The organism is Comamonas sp. F1-6, from assembly GCF_039581415.1.
GTDB lineage: Bacteria > Pseudomonadota > Gammaproteobacteria > Burkholderiales > Burkholderiaceae_C > Comamonas > Comamonas thiooxydans.
Genome location: NZ_JBCPWN010000005.1, coordinates 105210 through 121527 on the forward strand (window position 1 = coordinate 105210; position 16318 = coordinate 121527).

Sequence of the window (16318 nt, forward strand, 5' to 3'; positions counted from 1 at the left end):
TTCAATGGCAGTCGCGGCGGGCGACTTCCAGCAGTTTTTCAACCTCGGCCGGGTGCCTTCTGCAATTATTCCAGTGCCAGATGCCGATCAGCACCATGCTAGCGGCAACCAGCAGACCGAATACCGTGATCGCACCAAAGGCAGTCAGCCCCATCTTGGTGGACAGGCTGTAGAAGCCGCCCATGGCCAGAATGGCCAGTTGCTCGTTGAAGTTCTGCACCGCAATCGAGCGACCCGCGCCCATGAGATTATGGCCGCGATGCTGCAGCAGCGCATTCATGGGAACGACCAGAAATCCGCCCAAACCGCCAAGCAGAATGAGGAAGGGCACGGCCACCCAGAGATTGTCGATAAAGATCATGCAGACCACGAGCAGGCCCATGAGCACGCCCAGGGGGATCACACGCGTGGCGTTGTCCAGGCGCATGCGCATGGATGCCAGCACCGCACCGACGGCCGTACCGATTGCCACCACCCCCACCAGGGCCGAGGCCTGGGTGGTGCTGTAACCCAGGGCCGCAGCTCCCCAGGCCAGCACGATATAGCGCAAATTGCCCGAAGCCCCCCAGAACAACGTGGTGGTGGACAGCGAAATCTGGCCCAGCTTGTCGGCCCACAGGCGCTTGCTGCACTGCCAGAAGTCGGGCAGCAGACCCAGCAGATTGGCAACCAGGCTCTTGTTCGGGTCTTCGCGCAGCGGGCGCATGGCCACGCCCGTCAGCGGAATATGCAGATTGAACCAGGCCGCCACGACGTAGATCAGGATCAGCAGGGCAATTGCGGCCTCGGCTGGGGTGTCCACGCCGGTATTGAAATACGGGAAGTCAAAGCCCAGCAGATGCTGGGAAATGGTCGGCCCCACCAGTTGGCCGCCTACCAGCACGCCCAAAATGATGGAGGTGATGGTCAGCCCCTCGATCCAGCCATTGGCCTTGACCAGTTGAGAGGCCGGCAGCAGCTCGGTCAGGATGCCGTACTTGGCCGGCGAATAGGCGGCCGCGCCCAGCCCGATGACGGCGTAGGCGATCAAGGGATGATGGCCGAAGAGCATCATCAGACAACCCATCACCTTGATGGCATTGCTGATGAACATGACCCTGCCCTTGGGCAAGGCGTCCGCAAAGGCTCCGACAAAGGGGGCCAGGACCACATAGAACAGGGCGAACATGGGCACCAGGGCAGCACGTTGCCACTCGGGGGCACCATTGGCACGCAACAGCTCTACAGCGGTCACAAACAAGGCGTTGTCTGCCAGCGAGCTGAAAAACTGCGCTGACATGATGGTGTAGAAACCGCGCTTCATGAATTAGCTGTAACTGGCACCGGACGGACCGATGCCAAGGAAATAATAGACCCCGTGGCAAGTGACTGGCGGTTATATCACGCAGGCTCCAGCTGACAGTGCCAGAATCCCACTGGTCTGATTGAGAAAAACCATGCCTCGTCCCATTACTGCCACCATCCATCCTGAAGCCGTTCGCCACAACCTGGAGCGGGTACGGCAAGCCGTCCCTGATGCCAAATTGTGGTCCGTGATCAAAGCCAACGCTTATGGCCACGGTATCGAAAACGTGTTTGAGGGTCTGCGAGCGACGGACGGTTTTGCCATGCTGGACCTCGATGAGGCCCAGCGCGTGCGCAATCTGGGATGGCGCGGCCCCATCCTGCTGCTCGAAGGCGTGTTCGAGTTGCGCGACCTGGAAATCTGCTCGCGTCTGGGCATCTGGCATGCAGTGCACTGCGACGAGCAGATCGACTGGCTGGCCGCCCACAAGACCCAGGTCGGCCACCGTGTCTTTCTCAAGATGAACAGCGGGATGAACCGGCTGGGCTTTACACCCGAGCGTTTTCGTGCGGCTTATGCGCGGCTGAACGCTCTGCCCCAGGTCGACGAGATCTCGTTCATGACCCACTTCAGCGATGCCGATGTGGAGCATGGCCTGGATCACCAGCTCAGGGTCTTTCACGAAACCACGCTGGACCTGCCCGGCGAGCGCAGCGTCAGCAACAGCGCTGCCACCTTGCTGCATGGTGACGAGAACAATGTGCGCTGCGACTGGGTGCGCCCCGGCATCGTGCTCTACGGCAGCTCGCCAGACTTTCCCACTCATGATGCGGCTCACTGGGGTCTTGAGCCGACCATGACGCTGTCGTCAAAAATCATAGGCACGCAGGAACTGCATGCCGGTGACACCGTGGGCTACGGCTCGCGTTTTCAGTGCGACGGACCGCTGCGCCTGGGCGTGGTGGCCTGCGGCTATGCGGACGGCTATCCGCGCGTCTGCCCCACGGGTACGCCCGTGCTGGTGGACGGTGTGCGCACCCGCACACTGGGCCGCGTCAGCATGGACATGATGGCCGTGGACCTGAGCCCCGTACCCAAGGCCAGGCTGGGCAGCGAGGTCACGCTCTGGGGTCGAGCCAGCAATGGTGCCGTGCTGCCCATCGACGAGGTAGCCGCTGCTGCCGGCACTCTGGGCTACGAGCTGATGTGTGCCGTGGCACCCCGCGTTCCCAAGCAGGTGGAGGGTGCGGGCAAGTAGACCGGCCTGCTGCAGTCAAAAAACCGCGGCAAGCACAGTGGCTTGATATCGCTTCAGAAAGCGTGCTGCATGCCTTTGCCCGGCGCGGCGACTTCGGCCACAGCGCTCACGCACCGGCAGCTAAACAGTGTGGCGGCTTGGTGCACTGTCCAGGCACAGGCTGGCGACTCTGGCAACGATGTCGTCAATCTGTGCCTCGTCGCAAATCAGCGGCGGCAACAGCCTAATCGTGCGCTCACGGGTCACGGTAATCAGCAATCGCTGTTCGGCCAGCGCGCGACCGACCAGCTCCTGGCAGTTTCGGTTCAACTCGATCCCTGCCATCAGGCCCAGGCCTCGGATGGCCTGCACGTCTGGGTGTCCTCCCAGAGCCAGCCGCAGCCCGGCCAACAGGCGCTCGCCCAGCAGGGCTGCCCGCTGCGCAATGCCGTCTCTTTCCATGATGTCGAGCACGGCACAGGCCACGCGGCATGCCAGCGGATTGCCACCGAAGGTGGAGCCGTGCTGGCCGGGACAGAACAGGTTCGCGGCCGTGCCACGTGCCAGACAGGCGCCAATGGGAACGCCATTGCCCAGTGCTTTGGCCAGGGTCATCACATCGGGCGTGATACCGGCGTGCCGGTGCGCGAACCAGGCCCCTGTGCGGCCCAGGCCGGTCTGTATCTCGTCGAGCATCAGCAGCCAGCCCTGGCTGTCGCAGAGCTCGCGCAGAGCGCGCAGGTAGCCGCGACTGGCGACACGGATGCCGCCCTCACCCTGTACGGGCTCGACCAGCACGGCGACGATACCTGGTACTTCCTGAGCCGCACGGCGCACCGCATCGATGTCGTCATAGGGCACGCGCACAAAGCCCGGCATCTGCGGCTCGAAGCCCTGTTGCTTGGCCGCGTTGCCCGTGGCGGCGAGTGTCGCCAGCGTGCGGCCATGAAAAGCGTTCTCCATCACGAGAATTTGCGGCTCGGCCACCTGCTTGCGATGCCCGTGCAAGCGGGCGAGCTTGAGAGCCGTCTCATTGGCCTCGGCACCCGAATTGCAGAAGAACACCTTTTCCATGTCGGCGAGCGCGCATAAGCGCTCGCCAAGCTGCTCCTGCCAGTCGATACGGAACACGTTGGAGGTATGCAGCAGCGTCGCGGCTTGCTCGGCCATGACGGCGGCGATCTCCGGATGGGCATGACCCAGGCTGGTGACAGCCACGCCGGCGATGGCGTCCAGGTATTCCACCCCCTGCTCGTCCCAGAGGCTGGCACCGCGACCGCGCACAAAAGAAACAGGTTGGCGGGCGTATGCCCTCATCAGATGGGAGTCGGTTTGTGGCATGCAATGCTCCGGTGGGATGTAAAAGAAAACTGGCGGACATCAACCAGTTCAAGAGAACTCTGCAGCGGGCCAATGCCCGGTCTCAGCGGCAAAAGCGCGCATTGCGCCTGCCGGGCATGGCGCAGCACCTGCAGGACTTGGCGGCAGATTGGCCGGCTTGCTACGGCCGCAACGCACAGCGCGGGCACAAGCCACCTGCGATTGCGCCTATGCCATATCAATCGGTAACGGATTCCGGCGTCTGCGGATCAGAGCGCGTTGGCCAGTAATAGCTATCGGGTAACGGACGCGCGCCGAAGATGGCCTGCCCCACGCGCACCACGGTAGCGCCCTCCTCGATGGCGATCTCGAAATCGCCGGACATCCCCATCGAAAGCGCATCCAGCTCCATGCCCGCAGGCGCGCTTTGCTGCAGCTGATCGCGCAGCTCGCGCAGGAGAATGAAACACCGACGCACCCGTTCGGCTTCGGCGGAAAACAGCGCCAGCGTCATCAGACCACGCACGCGCAACGCGGAAAACACGGGCAGTTGCTGGATGAAACCCGGCACATCCTCGGGATTCAAGCCATATTTGCTGGCCTCGCCCGAGGTATTGACCTGCACGAACACGTCCAGCGACCGCCCTTGAGCCTGCAGATGCCTGTCCAGCGCCTCTGCCACGCGCAGGCTGTCCAATGCCTGGAACTCGCTGGCAAAACGTGCCACCAGTCTGGCCTTGTTGGTCTGCAGGTGACCGATGACCGACCAGCGCAGATCGGCCAGGTCCTGCATGGACTCCCATTTTCCAAACGCTTCCTGTACCTTGTTCTCGCCCAACAGGCGGCAGCCCGCTGCATAAGCCAGACGCAGGCTGGCTTGCGGCTTGGTCTTGCTGACGGGCAGCAAGCGCACGCTGGCTGGATCACGCCCCACGCGCTGGCAGGCAGATGCAATGCGCTCCTGCACGGTGGCGAGGTTGCGGCGCAAATCCTCTACCGTGCCGGCCTCGGGGTACAGGCCATGTTGATCGTGACGGGTCGGGGTTTCTGAAGTCATGGGCATCACCTCATCCTTTTTCCATGGCGGCTATCGCGCCCGGCTGTGCGCTCAACGGCAGCCGGCCGTTGAGGACGGCATAGGCGAGCAGCCCTATGACCAGTCCCCAGAAGGCGCCGCCAATACCCAGCAACGTGATGTTGGCGGCGGCGGCCAGGAAGGTGATCAGCGCGGCCTCGCGCACCTTGGCATCCGCCAGGGCCGTGGCCAGGCTGGCGCCAATGGTGCCCAGCAGGGCGAGACCTGCCAGCGTGGTGATGAAGGTGGCGGGAAAGGCCATGAAGACCGCCGCCAGCGTGACCCCGAACACGCCGACCAGGATGTAGCACATGCCTGCAGCAACGCCGGCAATCCAGCGCCTGGAGGGATCTTCATGCGCCTGCGGGCCGGTAGCGATTGCGGCGGTGATCGCGGCGATGTTGAACGCATGCGAGCCAAACGGAGCCATGAGCAGCGAGCCCAGACCCGTGATCGTGACGATGGGATTGGCGCTGGTCTTGAAGCCATCGTTGCGCAGCACCAGCATGCCGGGCATGTACTGGCCGGTCAGCGTGATGAGAAACAGCGGCAGCGCGACGCTGAGCAAGGCATTGAGCGAGAACTCCGGCCTGGTGAACACTGGGGCAGCAAGCTGCAACTCCAGCCCGGACAGATCGACCCGATTCTGCGACAGCAAAAAGACCAGCCCCAGCACCAGGATGCCGACGACGGCATAGCGTGCCGAAATCCGTTTGAGCACCACATAGGTCGCGATCAGCAGGCCCGCCAGCATGGGATCGACGCTCATGCCACCAAACGCCTTGATACCGAATTGCAGCAGGATGCCCGCGAGCAATCCGGCCGCAATGCCGGCAGGAATAAGCCGGATGACGCGCTCGAAATATCCCGACAGTCCCAGCACCACGAAAGCCAGCGCGGAGACCAGGTAGGCCCCCACTGCTTCGGCATAGGGCGTGCTCGCCAAGACAGTCACCAGGAATGCCGCAGCAGGTGTGGACCAGGCCGTGATGATGGGCTCGCGCGTCACCCAGCTCAGCAGCAGACCTGTCACCCCTACGCCAATCGAGATCGACCATACCCAGGAGGCCGTCAGCTCGGGGCCGAGGCCCGCCACCTTGGCCGCCTGGAACACAAGGATGAAGGTACCGCCGTAGTTGACGATGACCGAGATCAGGCCTGCCACTATGGGATGTGTGAGATCGTTCCAGCGAAGAGACGAAGGCGAGTGGGTGGTTGACATGGTCTTGCAAGGGCTCCCGGAAAAGTGATTGACCCCATGGGGCAACAGATTTATAGAATCGAAATGGCCTGATACCCCCAGCCACTTTTTTGTAGGAATACAGACCATTTGTTCAAGCACGCCCAACTCGAATCCGTCAAAGCCTGGATCGGAGACCCCGCTCATGGCGCCTTGCCGCTGCATGCCCGCATCCAGCGGGCCATACGGCACCTGATCCTCGATGGCGCGCTGGACGTGGGCCGGCGCCTGCCGGCATCGCGAGCCCTGGCCCAATCCTTGGGTGTCTCGCGCGATACGGTGGAGGCCGCCTATGGCCAGCTGCATGCCGAAGGCTTTATCGAACGACGCACGGGCAGCGGCAGCTTTGTGTCCGAGCAGGTGCAACGCCTTCCGGGACGCGGCCTGATGCAAAGTCCTTTGGCGCGCGTTCCCGCCCTGCGTTTGAGCCAACGCGGCGCAGCCATGTTCGCGGGCGGTGGCCTGCGTGACTTCCTCGCGCCACGCGCTTTTGCGCCCGGTGTGCCCGAGACACGCAACTTCCCGCTTCAGACCTGGGAGCGCTTGCAGCGGCAGGTGCTCAAGGAGCACGGCACCCGGGCTCTGCTGCACAGTCCGCCACAGGGCACCAAGGCTTTGCGCCAGGCCATTGCCGCCTATGTGAACCTGGAGCGCGGCGCGCGTGCCACGCCCGAGCGCGTGCTGGTGCTGACCAGTTCGCAACAGGCTCTGACCCTGTGCGCCAATGTACTGCTCGATGCCGGTGATCGCATCTTCATCGAAGACCCTGTGTATCACGGCGCACGCAAAGCCTTCGATGCGGCCGGGCTGGAATGTGTGCCCGTGCCGCTGGACGGCGACGGCATGCGGGTGGACTTACTGCAGACCCTACCCGCTGCCAGGGCGGTGTTTCTGACACCCTCCCACCAGTTCCCTACGGGCACCACTCTGGCTCTGGATCGCCGGCTGGCCGCCATAGCCTGGGCGCAGCAGGAGCAGGCCTGGATCATCGAAGATGACTACGACAGCGAATTTCACTACGCCGGCAAGCCCATGGCCTGCGTGCAGGGGCTGGATCAGCACGAGCGCACGATCTATGTCGGCACCTTCACCAAATCGATGTTCCCTGGGCTACGCATAGGCTATATGGTGTTGCCGGCTTCGCTGGTCGCCCCCATGACGGTGGCGCGAACCTTGCTGGATGGACACAGCGCAGCGATTGCGCAATTGACGCTGGCGCGGTTCATCGAAGGCGGGCACCTGGGTGCGCATGTGCGTACCATGCGCGCCGTCTATTCCGAGCGACGCGATGTGCTGGCGCGGCTGGTGCGCGAGCATCTGGGCGACTTCCTCGAGCCACGGGTGCCGGCGGGAGGCATGCAGATGCCTTGCACCCTGTTGCACGGCATTGCTGAACGCGCCGCCGTGGATAGCGCGCGCAGGGCGGACATAGACCTGCTCGGCTTGACGCAGCTGCATGCATCAAGCCCGCAACAGGCGGGTTTTCTCATGGGATTTGCCGCTCACACACCGCATGAGCTGGAAGTCGCCGCGAGGAAGTTGGCGCAGGTACTGCAGGCGCTACGCCACTGACAGCGACCGGCGCGCCAGCGCAAAACGGCCAGGCCTCAGCCGGCAAGCTCCTGCAGCGCCGCCAGCAATTGCTTCACATCGGCCTCGGTATGCAGCGCCGACAAGGCAATACGCAGCCGCGCCGTGCCCACGGGCACGGTGGGAGGGCGAATCGCCGGCACCCACAGGCCATGGCGGCGCAACCCCTCCATAAGGCCGAGCGCAGCGTCATTTCCGCCCACCACCAGTGCCTGCACGGCCGTGTCCGATGGCAAAAGCCGCCAGTCCTTGCCCTGCAACAAGGGCTGCAGCCCCGCACGCAGCTGGGCAATCCGAGCCTGCAGCTGCTCGCGCAAAGCGCTCTGCTCCTCAATCAGTTGCAGACTGGTTTGCAATGCGCGCGCCAACATCGCAGGGGCGGCGGTCGCAAAGGTGTAGCTACGCGTTTTTTGCAGCAGCCATTCGATCAGCAGCGCATGTCCTGCAACAAAGGCCCCCGACACGCCAGCCGCCTTGCTCAGCGTGGCCATGTAAAGCACACGCGGCGAGGCCTTGACCCCTGTCAGCCCCGCAGCCGCCAGGCTGCCACGGCCTTGCGGGCCGAGTACGCCGAAGCCGTGGGCATCGTCCAGCAGCAGCAACGCGTCGTAGCGCTCGCACAGTGCCAGCAGCCCCTCGATATCTGCCACATTGCCATCCATGCTGAAGACGGCATCGCTCACCACCAGCTTGCGCTGCACCGGGCAAGCAGCCAGCAGCTGCTCCAATGCAGCCAGATCGCCATGCTCGAAACGGTGGATCTTGGCACGCGACAGGCGACAGCCGTCGATCAGGCTGGCGTGGTTCAGAGCGTCAGAGAAAATGGCGTCGCCCGCCCCCACCAGCGCCGGGATGATGCTGGCGTTGGTGGCAAACCCGGCATAGAAGTAAAGCGCACGGGGCAGTTGCACAAAGCGGGCCAGTTCCTCCTCCAGCGCGGCATTGGCCGTGCTATGGCCGTTGACCATTGGAGAGCCGCCCGAGCCCACACCGAAATCCTGCGCACCGGCGCAGGCCGCCTCAATCATGGCCGGGTGCTGTGCCAGCCCCAGATAGTCGTTGCTGCAGAACTGCAGCATGGGCTGCCCGTCGACCAGAATGCGCGCGCCTTGCAGGGGCGCTACGGTACGGCGGGTACGGCGCAGCGCGGCGGCGTCCAGGGCTGCCAGCTGCTGTGGAATATCCTGCAGCCAGAAATTGGAAGATGCGGTCATTGCCATTCCTTGGGCAAGGAGAAATTGGTCAGGCGAGGATCGGGAGTGGCCTGCCACGGAATATCGGCCAGCAGCGGAGCGCCAAGCCGTCCCAGCTGGTTGCGCAGCCAGTCCATGTTTTCCTCGGGCACCAGCATCTGCGGCTCCACACGGCTTGCCACCCAGCCCGCCAGCGGCAAGCCGGCGGCGCGAATCGCCTCTGCGGTCAGCACCGCATGGTTCAGACAACCGAGCTTCAGCCCCACCACCAGCACCACCGGCAGTTGCAGCGCCACGGCCAGATCGGCAATGCACAGAGTCTCGGACAGCGGCACGCGCCAGCCACCCGCGCCCTCGACCACCACGGCGTCGGCCTGCGCGGCCAGTTGTCGGTAGGCGTCGAGAATCGGCGCCAGCGTCACCTCCACGCCCGCGCGCCGGGCTGCAATATGCGGCGACATGGGGTCGGGCAGCAGCACGGGGTTGTCCAGCGCTGCCGGCACGGCCAGCGTGGAGGCCGCGCGCAAGGCCACCGTGTCTTCGTTGACCCAGCCGCCCTGCCCGTCGGGCTCGGCGCCTGCGGCCACGGCCTTCATGCCCACCACGCGCGAATGGTGGCCTGCCAGTGCGTGCAGCAGCGCGCAGCTGGCCAGGGTCTTGCCCACACCGGTATCGGTGCCCGTGACGAAACAGCCGATCATGCTTTACCCTTCTTCGCGGCGAGCTCCGCTTCCTGCTGCAAGGTGGTATTCAACGCGGCCAGCGCGGCCTGACCCAGGTGGGCGATATCGGTATCGTTCAGCACATAGGGCGGCATGCAGTACAGCGTGCGTCCTATGGGGCGCAGCAGCAGACCGAGATCCAGAGCCGCCTCGTGGTAGCGCTGTGCAAAGTCCGGCAAGGCAGTATCGATGTCCCAGGCCCAGATCATTCCCTGCTGGCGCGCGTTGCTGACGCGGGGGTGAGCATTCAGCCCGGCGAATGCAGCACTGATTTTCCGGGCCAGCTGCCGATTGGCAGCCAGCTGGTCCAGTTGCTCGAACAGCTCCAACGTGGCCACGGCAGCGCGACAGGCCAGGGGGTTGCCGGTATAGGAATGCGAATGCAGAAAGCCGCGAGCGGCATCGTCGTCATAAAAAGCGGCATAGACCGCGTCGGTGGTCAGCACGGCAGACAAGGGCAGCGTGCCGCCGGTCAGCCCTTTGGACAGGCAGATGAAGTCCGGCCTGATACCGGCCTGCTGGTGGGCAAACAGGCTGCCGGTGCGGCCAAATCCCACGGCGATCTCGTCCACCACCAGATGCACTGAATAGCGGTCGCACAGCGCACGGGCCAGACGCAGGTATTCGGCGTCATGCATGGCCATGCCGGCGGCGCACTGCACCAGCGGCTCCAGAATCAGGGCAGCAGTCTCCTGGTGATGCGCCTGCAACCAGGACTCCAGACCCTCTGCTGCGCGGCGTGCCACATCGGCAGCGGTTTCGCCGGGCCTGGCCTGGCGTGCATCGGGACTGGGCACTGTGGCCGACAGACGCACCAGGGGGCCATAGGCATCGCGAAACAGCGCAATATCGGTGACCGACAGCGCGCCTACCGTCTCGCCGTGGTAGCCGCCGGCCAGGCCCACGAAGCGGTGCTTGGCAGGATGCCCCTGGTTGCGCCAGTAATGAGCGCTCATCTTCAGTGCGATCTCGGTGGCCGAAGCACCGTCACTGCCGTAGAACGCATGGCCCAGGCCGGTCAGGCCGGCCAGGCGCTCGGACAGCTCGACCACGGGGGCATGGGTGAAGCCGGCCAGCATCACATGATCGAGCTTGCACATCTGCTCGGTCAGCGCCGCCCGGATATGCGGATGCGAGTGACCGAACAGATTGACCCACCAGGAACTGATGCCGTCCAGATAACGGCGGCCCTCGGTGTCCACCAGCCAGGGCCCGGTGGCGTGGTCAATGGCAATCGGCGGCGCGGCTTCGTGCCGCTTCATCTGGGTGCAGGGGTGCCAGACATGGCGCACGCTGCGGCTGGCAAGACTGTGTTCCATCAAAAACTCCTGAGGCGAATCACCCGCCTTGTCAAAACGCAGGCGCAGCGCGGCCTGGCCCGCACCAGAGGCAGGGCCATGCAATTTGCAATGAGAAAGCCCCGGCGCGATGGCCGGGGAAGATTCAGGGATCAGCTTGCAGCCGATGCCCCCAGCCCCTTGAGGCCCAGCTTGCGCATCAAGGTGGTATCGGCCTCCACATCTGGATTGCCGGTCACCAGCAGCTTGTCGCCGTAGAAGATGGAATTGGCTCCCGCCATGAAGCACAGGGTCTGCACGGCCTCGCCCAGTTGCTGGCGGCCCGCCGACAGGCGCACGCGGGCCTTGGGCATGGTGATGCGCGCCACGGCGATCACACGGACAAAGTCCAGCGGATCCACCGGCTCGCTGTCGGCCAGCGGCGTGCCGGGCACGGGCACCAGGCTGTTGATGGGCACGGACTCGGGGTAGGGCTCCATGTTCGCGAGCTGGGCAATCAGGCCGGCACGGTGGACCTCGGTCTCGCCCATGCCGATGATGCCGCCGCAGCAGACGCTGATGCCCGCATCACGCACGGCAGCCAGCGTGTCCAGCCTATCCTGGTACTGGCGCGTGCTGACCACATCCTTGTAGTACTCGGGCGCGGTGTCGAGGTTGTGGTTGTAGTAGTCGAGACCCGCATCGCGCAGCGATGCTGCCTGGTGGGGCTGCAGCATGCCCAGCGTGGCGCAGGTCTGCATGCCCAGTCCCTTCACGGCACCGATCAGCTCGTTCATCTTCTCGATGTCGCGGTCCTTGGGCGCGCGCCAGGCAGCGCCCATGCAAAAGCGGGTGGCTCCGGCATCCTGGGCCGCCTTGGCGGCGCGGGTGACCTCCTCCACGCTCATCAGCTTCTCGGCCTTCACGCCCGTATCGAACTCGGCCGACTGCGGGCAATAGCCGCAGTTCTCGGGGCAGCCGCCGGTCTTGACAGACAACAGGGTCGCCAGCTCGATCTCGCCTGCAGGCCAGTTCTCACGGTGCACGCTCTGAGCACGGTGCAACAAGTCCAGAAAAGGCAGGTCCAGCAAGGACTGCACTGCCTCCACGGGCCAGCGCTGCGCTTCGGGAGCCGCGGCGGGCTTGGCCGGCGCATGCCAGTGCATGGTCTGGCTGCCGCAGGCAGCGGCTTGCTGCGCGTCGGCGGCGCGCACTGGGTTGTCTTGCTCGGGCACGGAATAGGACATCGCGGTCTCTCCTCAATCGGGGGAATGCCGCGCATTTTGGGCAAAAAAATCAAGGATTTACAGAGCCCGCATGCAAATAGTTGCTCACCAAAGAGTTGCAACAAGAAGCGCTATTTTTGAGCGCTATTTCAATGCATTTGACAGATTTTCAGCACTCATTAGAAACAGCCAGCCATAACTTCTGCCAAATTGAGCTCTTGTGCACTCAATTAAGTGGAATACACCAGATTCGGACCTTGGATTTCAACGAGGAAGAGCGTAGATATCGGCAAAAAACACGGGTTTTGGTGATTTTTACCCGGACAAGGCCTGGATCAGGGCCAGAAACGGTGCTGTACCGCCCGTGCAAAGGCGGACAAACACCCCAAACTGGCGGATTTAATTCCCTCAACTCTTGTTGGACATTCGCACCGGGCGCAAAAAAGCCGCAGCAAGGCTGCGGCTGTGGGGCTGGAGGCCTGGGCTCAGAAGGCGTGAGCCATGCCCACGCCGAACGAAGTTCCCGAGTCCGCGCCGTACTCGTAGCTCTTGCGCCCCAGGCTGGCATAGAGCGTGGTGCGCTTGGACAGCGCGTAGTCGGCGCCCAGAGAGTAGAAATGATTGGTCTGCTCCTGCATGCGCTGGCGTCCATAACCGGCCTTCAGCGTGGTCTGTCCCATCTGATAGGTAGCGCCCAACGTCACGGCCTTGGCCGAGAGTGCCGTCTGTGCCACGCGCGAATAGTCCCAGGCGGCCATCACGGCGGCTGCGCCAAAGCGGTATTTGCCAGCCACGAAAGTGTCCTTGTCACCGCTGCCGTTGCGCTCGAAGGCCAGCATCCCGCTCAGGCTTTCCGAGTCGTAGTTGAGAGAGGCCGAATAACCGCGCCCTTCGCGGCGCAAGGTCAGCGGTACCTCGGTGCGCTCCGGCGAGGCACTCAGATGCAGGGTGAAGCCGGCCACCGTGGGCGAGTCGTAGAAGATGCCATTGGCCATGCGCCCATACTCGGCGGTGCCGTTGTTGCTGTAGCGGTCGGTAGGCGTGAGGTAGTGCCACTGATACCAGGCGGGCGAGGAAATGCGGTTGAAATTGGCCCAGGGGTCGAACTTCCAGTCCTGCGACCACATGGCCGACAGGGCGCGGCCCAGGCGCAAGTGGCCAAAGCCGCCCTGCAAGCCCACCGTGGACTCGTCGTGCCAGAACGGCTTGCGGCCCTGATCCTCCAGACGCCCGGTATCGATATCGAAACGTGCGCTCAGACGGAAGGTGGCCTTGAGGCCACCGCCCAGGTCCTCCCAGCCGGCAATCGCAAGATTGCTGCGCTGAATCGTGCCGGCCTGCGCCGTGCCATCAAAGCCGCGATAGATGCCGCCGTCGATCAGACCGCCAATGCTGACGCTGGACGACTGGGCCGCCGCAGGCAGCACGGCAGACAAAAGAGTGAAACATGTGGAACAAGCAATGCCAGTACGCAAGCGCATGCCGGTGGTTCTCCTTGAATTGTGAAGTCACTGCCCCGCAGCCAGCTCTTGGCACAGCAGAAGACAGAGAAAGTCGAAGACCTGTGAGATGAGGTGATGACAGGCAGTCAGGCCCTGCCTGATGCACTGAAGACAGCCGGAACATGGCTGGCAGCCTGGCTGCCAATTCCGACCCGAGAAGCCTGCTCAAAAAGCAGGCAACGGGAAGCATTATGAAAGTGCGGCACGCGCAGAGTCCAGCCCTGCGTCAGCTTGGTTCAGCCGCTGCGCGCCACGCCGGAGGCGGCCCAGATGCGATTCATCTCGCTGCAGAACGGCTGGGCGCAGGGTGCCAGGCCCTGGTACTGGCAGCCTTCGGTCATGCACAGATGCGAACGGTGCTCGCCGCTGCGGCGCGGCACAGGCAGGGCATTGGCAGCCTGGGCCGCGGCCATCATCAGCCAGGGATCGGACTTGTTCTGCAGCAGTTGCTGCACTTCCTGCGCCAGTGCCGGTGCGGGCATGGCCAGAGGCAGACCGGCCATCTGTACCGGCGTCGCCTGAGCGGAACTCGCCGTGACGGGCTGCAGCTCCAGCCACAGCAATGCGCTGGTAGCCAGTGTGCTGGTCGCCACCGACGACTGCGGCTGCACCACCAGAGCCAGAGGACCGCTGCTCAAGACACCCGGATCCGCCATGGGCAGGCGCAGGGCCGTCCCCGGCCCCTGGGCTGTCGGGATGCTTGCCGCACCCACAGCCTGCGCCCAGGCGGCGGGTACCTGCAGTGTCAGGGAAAAGCTGCGCTCGCCTTGCGGCGTGACCAGCGTGCCTTGCTGCACCAGCCAGTTCTGCAGCTGGGGCAGACGCGGTGCGGCAGCGCCGCCAGCAGCGGTTGCAGCCATGCCCTGCTGTGCCTGCTCCAGCGCCACGGCCGCCGTTGGCGACAGGGCCGCAGCCGTCTGCAAAGCCGAGCTGTGCGGCTGCGCGCCAGACACCGCAGCCTGCGCCAAGGCCTGCATCAGCGCAACCGATCCCTGCTGGCCGGCCAACAGTTGCAAGGGCTGGGCCTGTCCCTGCAGGCTGACCTGAACCTGCGCGAGCAGGCTTTGCACAAACTGCTGCACGGCCGCTGGCAGGCCCTGACTGGGCCAGCTCGCCGCAGGCGCACCGGGTTGGGCTTGCACCTGCAGTGCCAGCTGCGCAATCAGATGCTCAAAGGCCTGGAGCTTGAGGTTCTGCAAGGTTTGCGGCGACCACTGCACCATGCTGGTCGCCGGGGGCGCAGCTTGAGCAGCAGGCGGTTGCTGCGCTGCGGGAAGATCCGGGACAGCGGCTGCAGCCACATTGCCGGCCTGCGCAGCCGCCTGGCTCGTGGGCACGGACACGGGCAGTACGGAGGCAACGGGTTGCAGTGGTGCAGTCATGCGGTCGTCGGTGGCGGGCCATCAAAGCCGGAATCAGGCCATTGTGCCCGCCCCTGCGGATAAGCATCGGAAAAAGAGCTGCCAATGCTTGTGGCTCAAGCACCAGGGCTGCCCGGATCGTGCCGGGGCCGCATGGTTCACACCGGCGATCCGAAGCGCGGGTCAGGGGCGAACCATTCCAGGCGGAATCAGGCTTCGGCCGGGTAGAACAGCTTGCGCGTGGCCGTGGCCTGCACAGCCTTGGCAATGGCTCCGATATGGTCGGGCGTGGTGCCGCAGCAGCCGCCCACGATATTGACCAGACCTTCGGCCGCGAACTCGTGCACCAGACGGCTGGTGATCTCGGGCGTTTCGTCAAAACCGGTGTCGCTCATGGGGTTGGGCAGGCCGGCATTGGGGTAGCAGCTGATGAAGGTGTCGGGAGCCGCCTTGGCCAGTTCCTGCACATAAGGACGCATCAGCGTGGCACCCAGGGCGCAGTTCAGACCCACGGACAGCGGGTTGCTGTGGCGCACGCTGTGCCAGAAGGCCGTCACGGTCTGTCCGCTCAGAATGCGGCCCGAGGCATCGGTCACCGTGCCGCTGATCATGATGGGCAGGCGCTCGCCGGTCTGCTCGAAGGCCTCGTCCACGGCAAACAGCGCGGCCTTGGCGTTGAGGGTGTCGAAGATGGTCTCGACCAGGATCACGTCGGCACCGCCTTCAATCAGCGCCAGCGTCTGCTCCAGATAGGCCTGGCGCAGCTGCTCGAAAGTGATATTGCGCGCGGCAGGGTCGTTCACATCGGGGCTGATGGAGGCCGTCTTGGGCGTGGGGCCCAGGGCGCCGGCCACATAACGCTTGTGATCGGGCGTGCTGTACTTGTCACAGGCCGCACGCGCCAGCTGGGCGCTCTTGAGGTTCATCTCATAGGCCAGATCGGCCATGTGATAGTCCTCCTGCGCAATCGTGGTCGCGCCAAAGGTATTGGTCTCGATCAGATCGGCGCCGGCGGCCAGGTATTTCTCATGGATGTCGCGAATCACGTCGGGACGGGTCAGCGACAGCAGTTCGTTGTTGCCCTTGACGTCATGGGCGAAGTCCTTGAAGCGCTCGCCCGCACCGTCGGCACCGGCATAGCCCTCGCCGCGATACTGAGCCTCGCCCAGCTTGAAACGCTGAATCATGGTGCCCATGGCACCGTCAAGAATGACGAGGCGCTTGGCAAGCGTTGCGGGCAGCTCCTGGGCTCGGGTGTAGGCGGGGGTGGGGTGCGACTGGCTCATAGAC

Annotated in this window: 13 protein-coding genes; 2 read left to right on the forward strand and 11 right to left on the reverse strand. The window is 64.2% G+C overall.

All coding sequences use genetic code 11. The features are described 5' to 3' along the window. Position 1: 1 nt before the first annotated feature. Positions 2 to 1303 (reverse strand): lysophospholipid transporter LplT, encoded by a 1302-nt coding sequence (gene lplT, locus AAIL66_RS07130; protein ID WP_343496353.1) that lies wholly within the window; start codon positions 1301 to 1303, stop codon positions 2 to 4. A gap of 133 nt (positions 1304 to 1436) precedes the next feature. On the opposite strand from lplT, the gene alr reads away from it, so the two are divergent. Continuing rightward, positions 1437 to 2543 (forward strand): alanine racemase, encoded by a 1107-nt coding sequence (gene alr / locus AAIL66_RS07135; protein WP_003070517.1) that lies wholly within the window; start codon positions 1437 to 1439, stop codon positions 2541 to 2543. Positions 2544 to 2663: 120 nt separating this feature from the next. Here alr and AAIL66_RS07140 read toward each other — a convergent pair whose 3' ends face one another. The 3 genes from AAIL66_RS07140 to AAIL66_RS07150 form a co-directional block, all read right to left on the reverse strand. Beyond that, the gene (locus AAIL66_RS07140) at positions 2664 to 3863 is read right to left on the reverse strand and encodes an aspartate aminotransferase family protein (protein ID WP_343496354.1); all 1200 of its coding nucleotides are present in this window, start codon (positions 3861 to 3863) and stop codon (positions 2664 to 2666) included. Positions 3864 to 4080: 217 nt separating this feature from the next. Then, the gene (locus AAIL66_RS07145) at positions 4081 to 4905 is read right to left on the reverse strand and encodes a YggS family pyridoxal phosphate-dependent enzyme (RefSeq protein WP_343496355.1); all 825 of its coding nucleotides are present in this window, start codon (positions 4903 to 4905) and stop codon (positions 4081 to 4083) included. 4 nt (positions 4906 to 4909) lie between these two features. After that, positions 4910 to 6139, reverse strand: coding sequence for a benzoate/H(+) symporter BenE family transporter (locus AAIL66_RS07150; RefSeq protein WP_343496356.1), 1230 nt, complete (start codon positions 6137 to 6139; stop codon positions 4910 to 4912). A gap of 108 nt (positions 6140 to 6247) precedes the next feature. Here AAIL66_RS07150 and AAIL66_RS07155 point away from each other — a divergent pair, with 108 nt between their 5' ends. Continuing rightward, positions 6248 to 7729, forward strand: a complete 1482-nt coding sequence (locus AAIL66_RS07155) for a PLP-dependent aminotransferase family protein (protein ID WP_343496357.1) — start codon at positions 6248 to 6250, stop codon at positions 7727 to 7729. Between the two features lie 35 nt (positions 7730 to 7764). On the opposite strand, the gene bioF is transcribed toward AAIL66_RS07155, so the two are convergent. The 7 genes from bioF to AAIL66_RS07190 all read right to left on the reverse strand — a co-directional run bounded on the left by bioF (position 7765) and on the right by AAIL66_RS07190 (position 16314). Further along, positions 7765 to 8961, reverse strand: coding sequence for an 8-amino-7-oxononanoate synthase (gene bioF / locus AAIL66_RS07160; protein WP_343496358.1), 1197 nt, complete (start codon positions 8959 to 8961; stop codon positions 7765 to 7767). After that, on the reverse strand, positions 8958 to 9641 hold the full coding sequence (bioD, locus tag AAIL66_RS07165; protein WP_034351399.1) for a dethiobiotin synthase: 684 nt from the start codon (positions 9639 to 9641) through the stop codon (positions 8958 to 8960). The genes bioF and bioD overlap by 4 nt, the downstream gene beginning before the upstream one ends. Continuing rightward, positions 9638 to 10981, reverse strand: a complete 1344-nt coding sequence (gene bioA / locus AAIL66_RS07170) for an adenosylmethionine--8-amino-7-oxononanoate transaminase (RefSeq protein ID WP_343496359.1) — start codon at positions 10979 to 10981, stop codon at positions 9638 to 9640. The genes bioD and bioA overlap by 4 nt, the downstream gene beginning before the upstream one ends. A 131-nt stretch (positions 10982 to 11112) precedes the next feature. Next, on the reverse strand, positions 11113 to 12105 hold the full coding sequence (gene bioB / locus AAIL66_RS07175) for a biotin synthase BioB (RefSeq protein WP_052057553.1): 993 nt from the start codon (positions 12103 to 12105) through the stop codon (positions 11113 to 11115). 545 nt (positions 12106 to 12650) lie between these two features. Further along, positions 12651 to 13646, reverse strand: coding sequence for a porin (locus AAIL66_RS07180; protein WP_034382781.1), 996 nt, complete (start codon positions 13644 to 13646; stop codon positions 12651 to 12653). Between the two features lie 257 nt (positions 13647 to 13903). After that, positions 13904 to 15049 (reverse strand): Fe-S oxidoreductase, encoded by a 1146-nt coding sequence (locus AAIL66_RS07185; protein WP_343496360.1) that lies wholly within the window; start codon positions 15047 to 15049, stop codon positions 13904 to 13906. A gap of 188 nt (positions 15050 to 15237) precedes the next feature. After that, entirely contained in the window at positions 15238 to 16314 is a 1077-nt protein-coding gene (locus AAIL66_RS07190) for a homocysteine S-methyltransferase family protein (protein ID WP_003070538.1), read from the reverse strand. Positions 16315 to 16318 lie beyond the last annotated feature (4 nt).

Bases quoted from the DNA above. Each gene is read 5' to 3' on its own strand.
- lplT (WP_343496353.1), bottom strand. From the start codon at position 1,303: ATGAAGCGCGGTTTCTACACCATCATGTCAGCGCAGTTTTTCAGCTCG.
- alr (WP_003070517.1), top strand. From the start codon at position 1,437: ATGCCTCGTCCCATTACTGCCACCATCCATCCTGAAGCCGTTCGCCAC.
- AAIL66_RS07140 (WP_343496354.1), bottom strand. From the start codon at position 3,863: ATGCCACAAACCGACTCCCATCTGATGAGGGCATACGCCCGCCAACCT.
- AAIL66_RS07145 (WP_343496355.1), bottom strand. From the start codon at position 4,905: ATGCCCATGACTTCAGAAACCCCGACCCGTCACGATCAACATGGCCTG.
- AAIL66_RS07150 (WP_343496356.1), bottom strand. From the start codon at position 6,139: ATGTCAACCACCCACTCGCCTTCGTCTCTTCGCTGGAACGATCTCACA.
- bioF (WP_343496358.1), bottom strand. From the start codon at position 8,961: ATGACCGCATCTTCCAATTTCTGGCTGCAGGATATTCCACAGCAGCTG.
- bioD (WP_034351399.1), bottom strand. From the start codon at position 9,641: ATGATCGGCTGTTTCGTCACGGGCACCGATACCGGTGTGGGCAAGACC.
- bioA (WP_343496359.1), bottom strand. From the start codon at position 10,981: ATGGAACACAGTCTTGCCAGCCGCAGCGTGCGCCATGTCTGGCACCCC.
- bioB (WP_052057553.1), bottom strand. From the start codon at position 12,105: ATGCACTGGCATGCGCCGGCCAAGCCCGCCGCGGCTCCCGAAGCGCAG.
- AAIL66_RS07180 (WP_034382781.1), bottom strand. From the start codon at position 13,646: ATGCGCTTGCGTACTGGCATTGCTTGTTCCACATGTTTCACTCTTTTG.
- AAIL66_RS07185 (WP_343496360.1), bottom strand. From the start codon at position 15,049: ATGACTGCACCACTGCAACCCGTTGCCTCCGTACTGCCCGTGTCCGTG.
- AAIL66_RS07190 (WP_003070538.1), bottom strand. From the start codon at position 16,314: ATGAGCCAGTCGCACCCCACCCCCGCCTACACCCGAGCCCAGGAGCTG.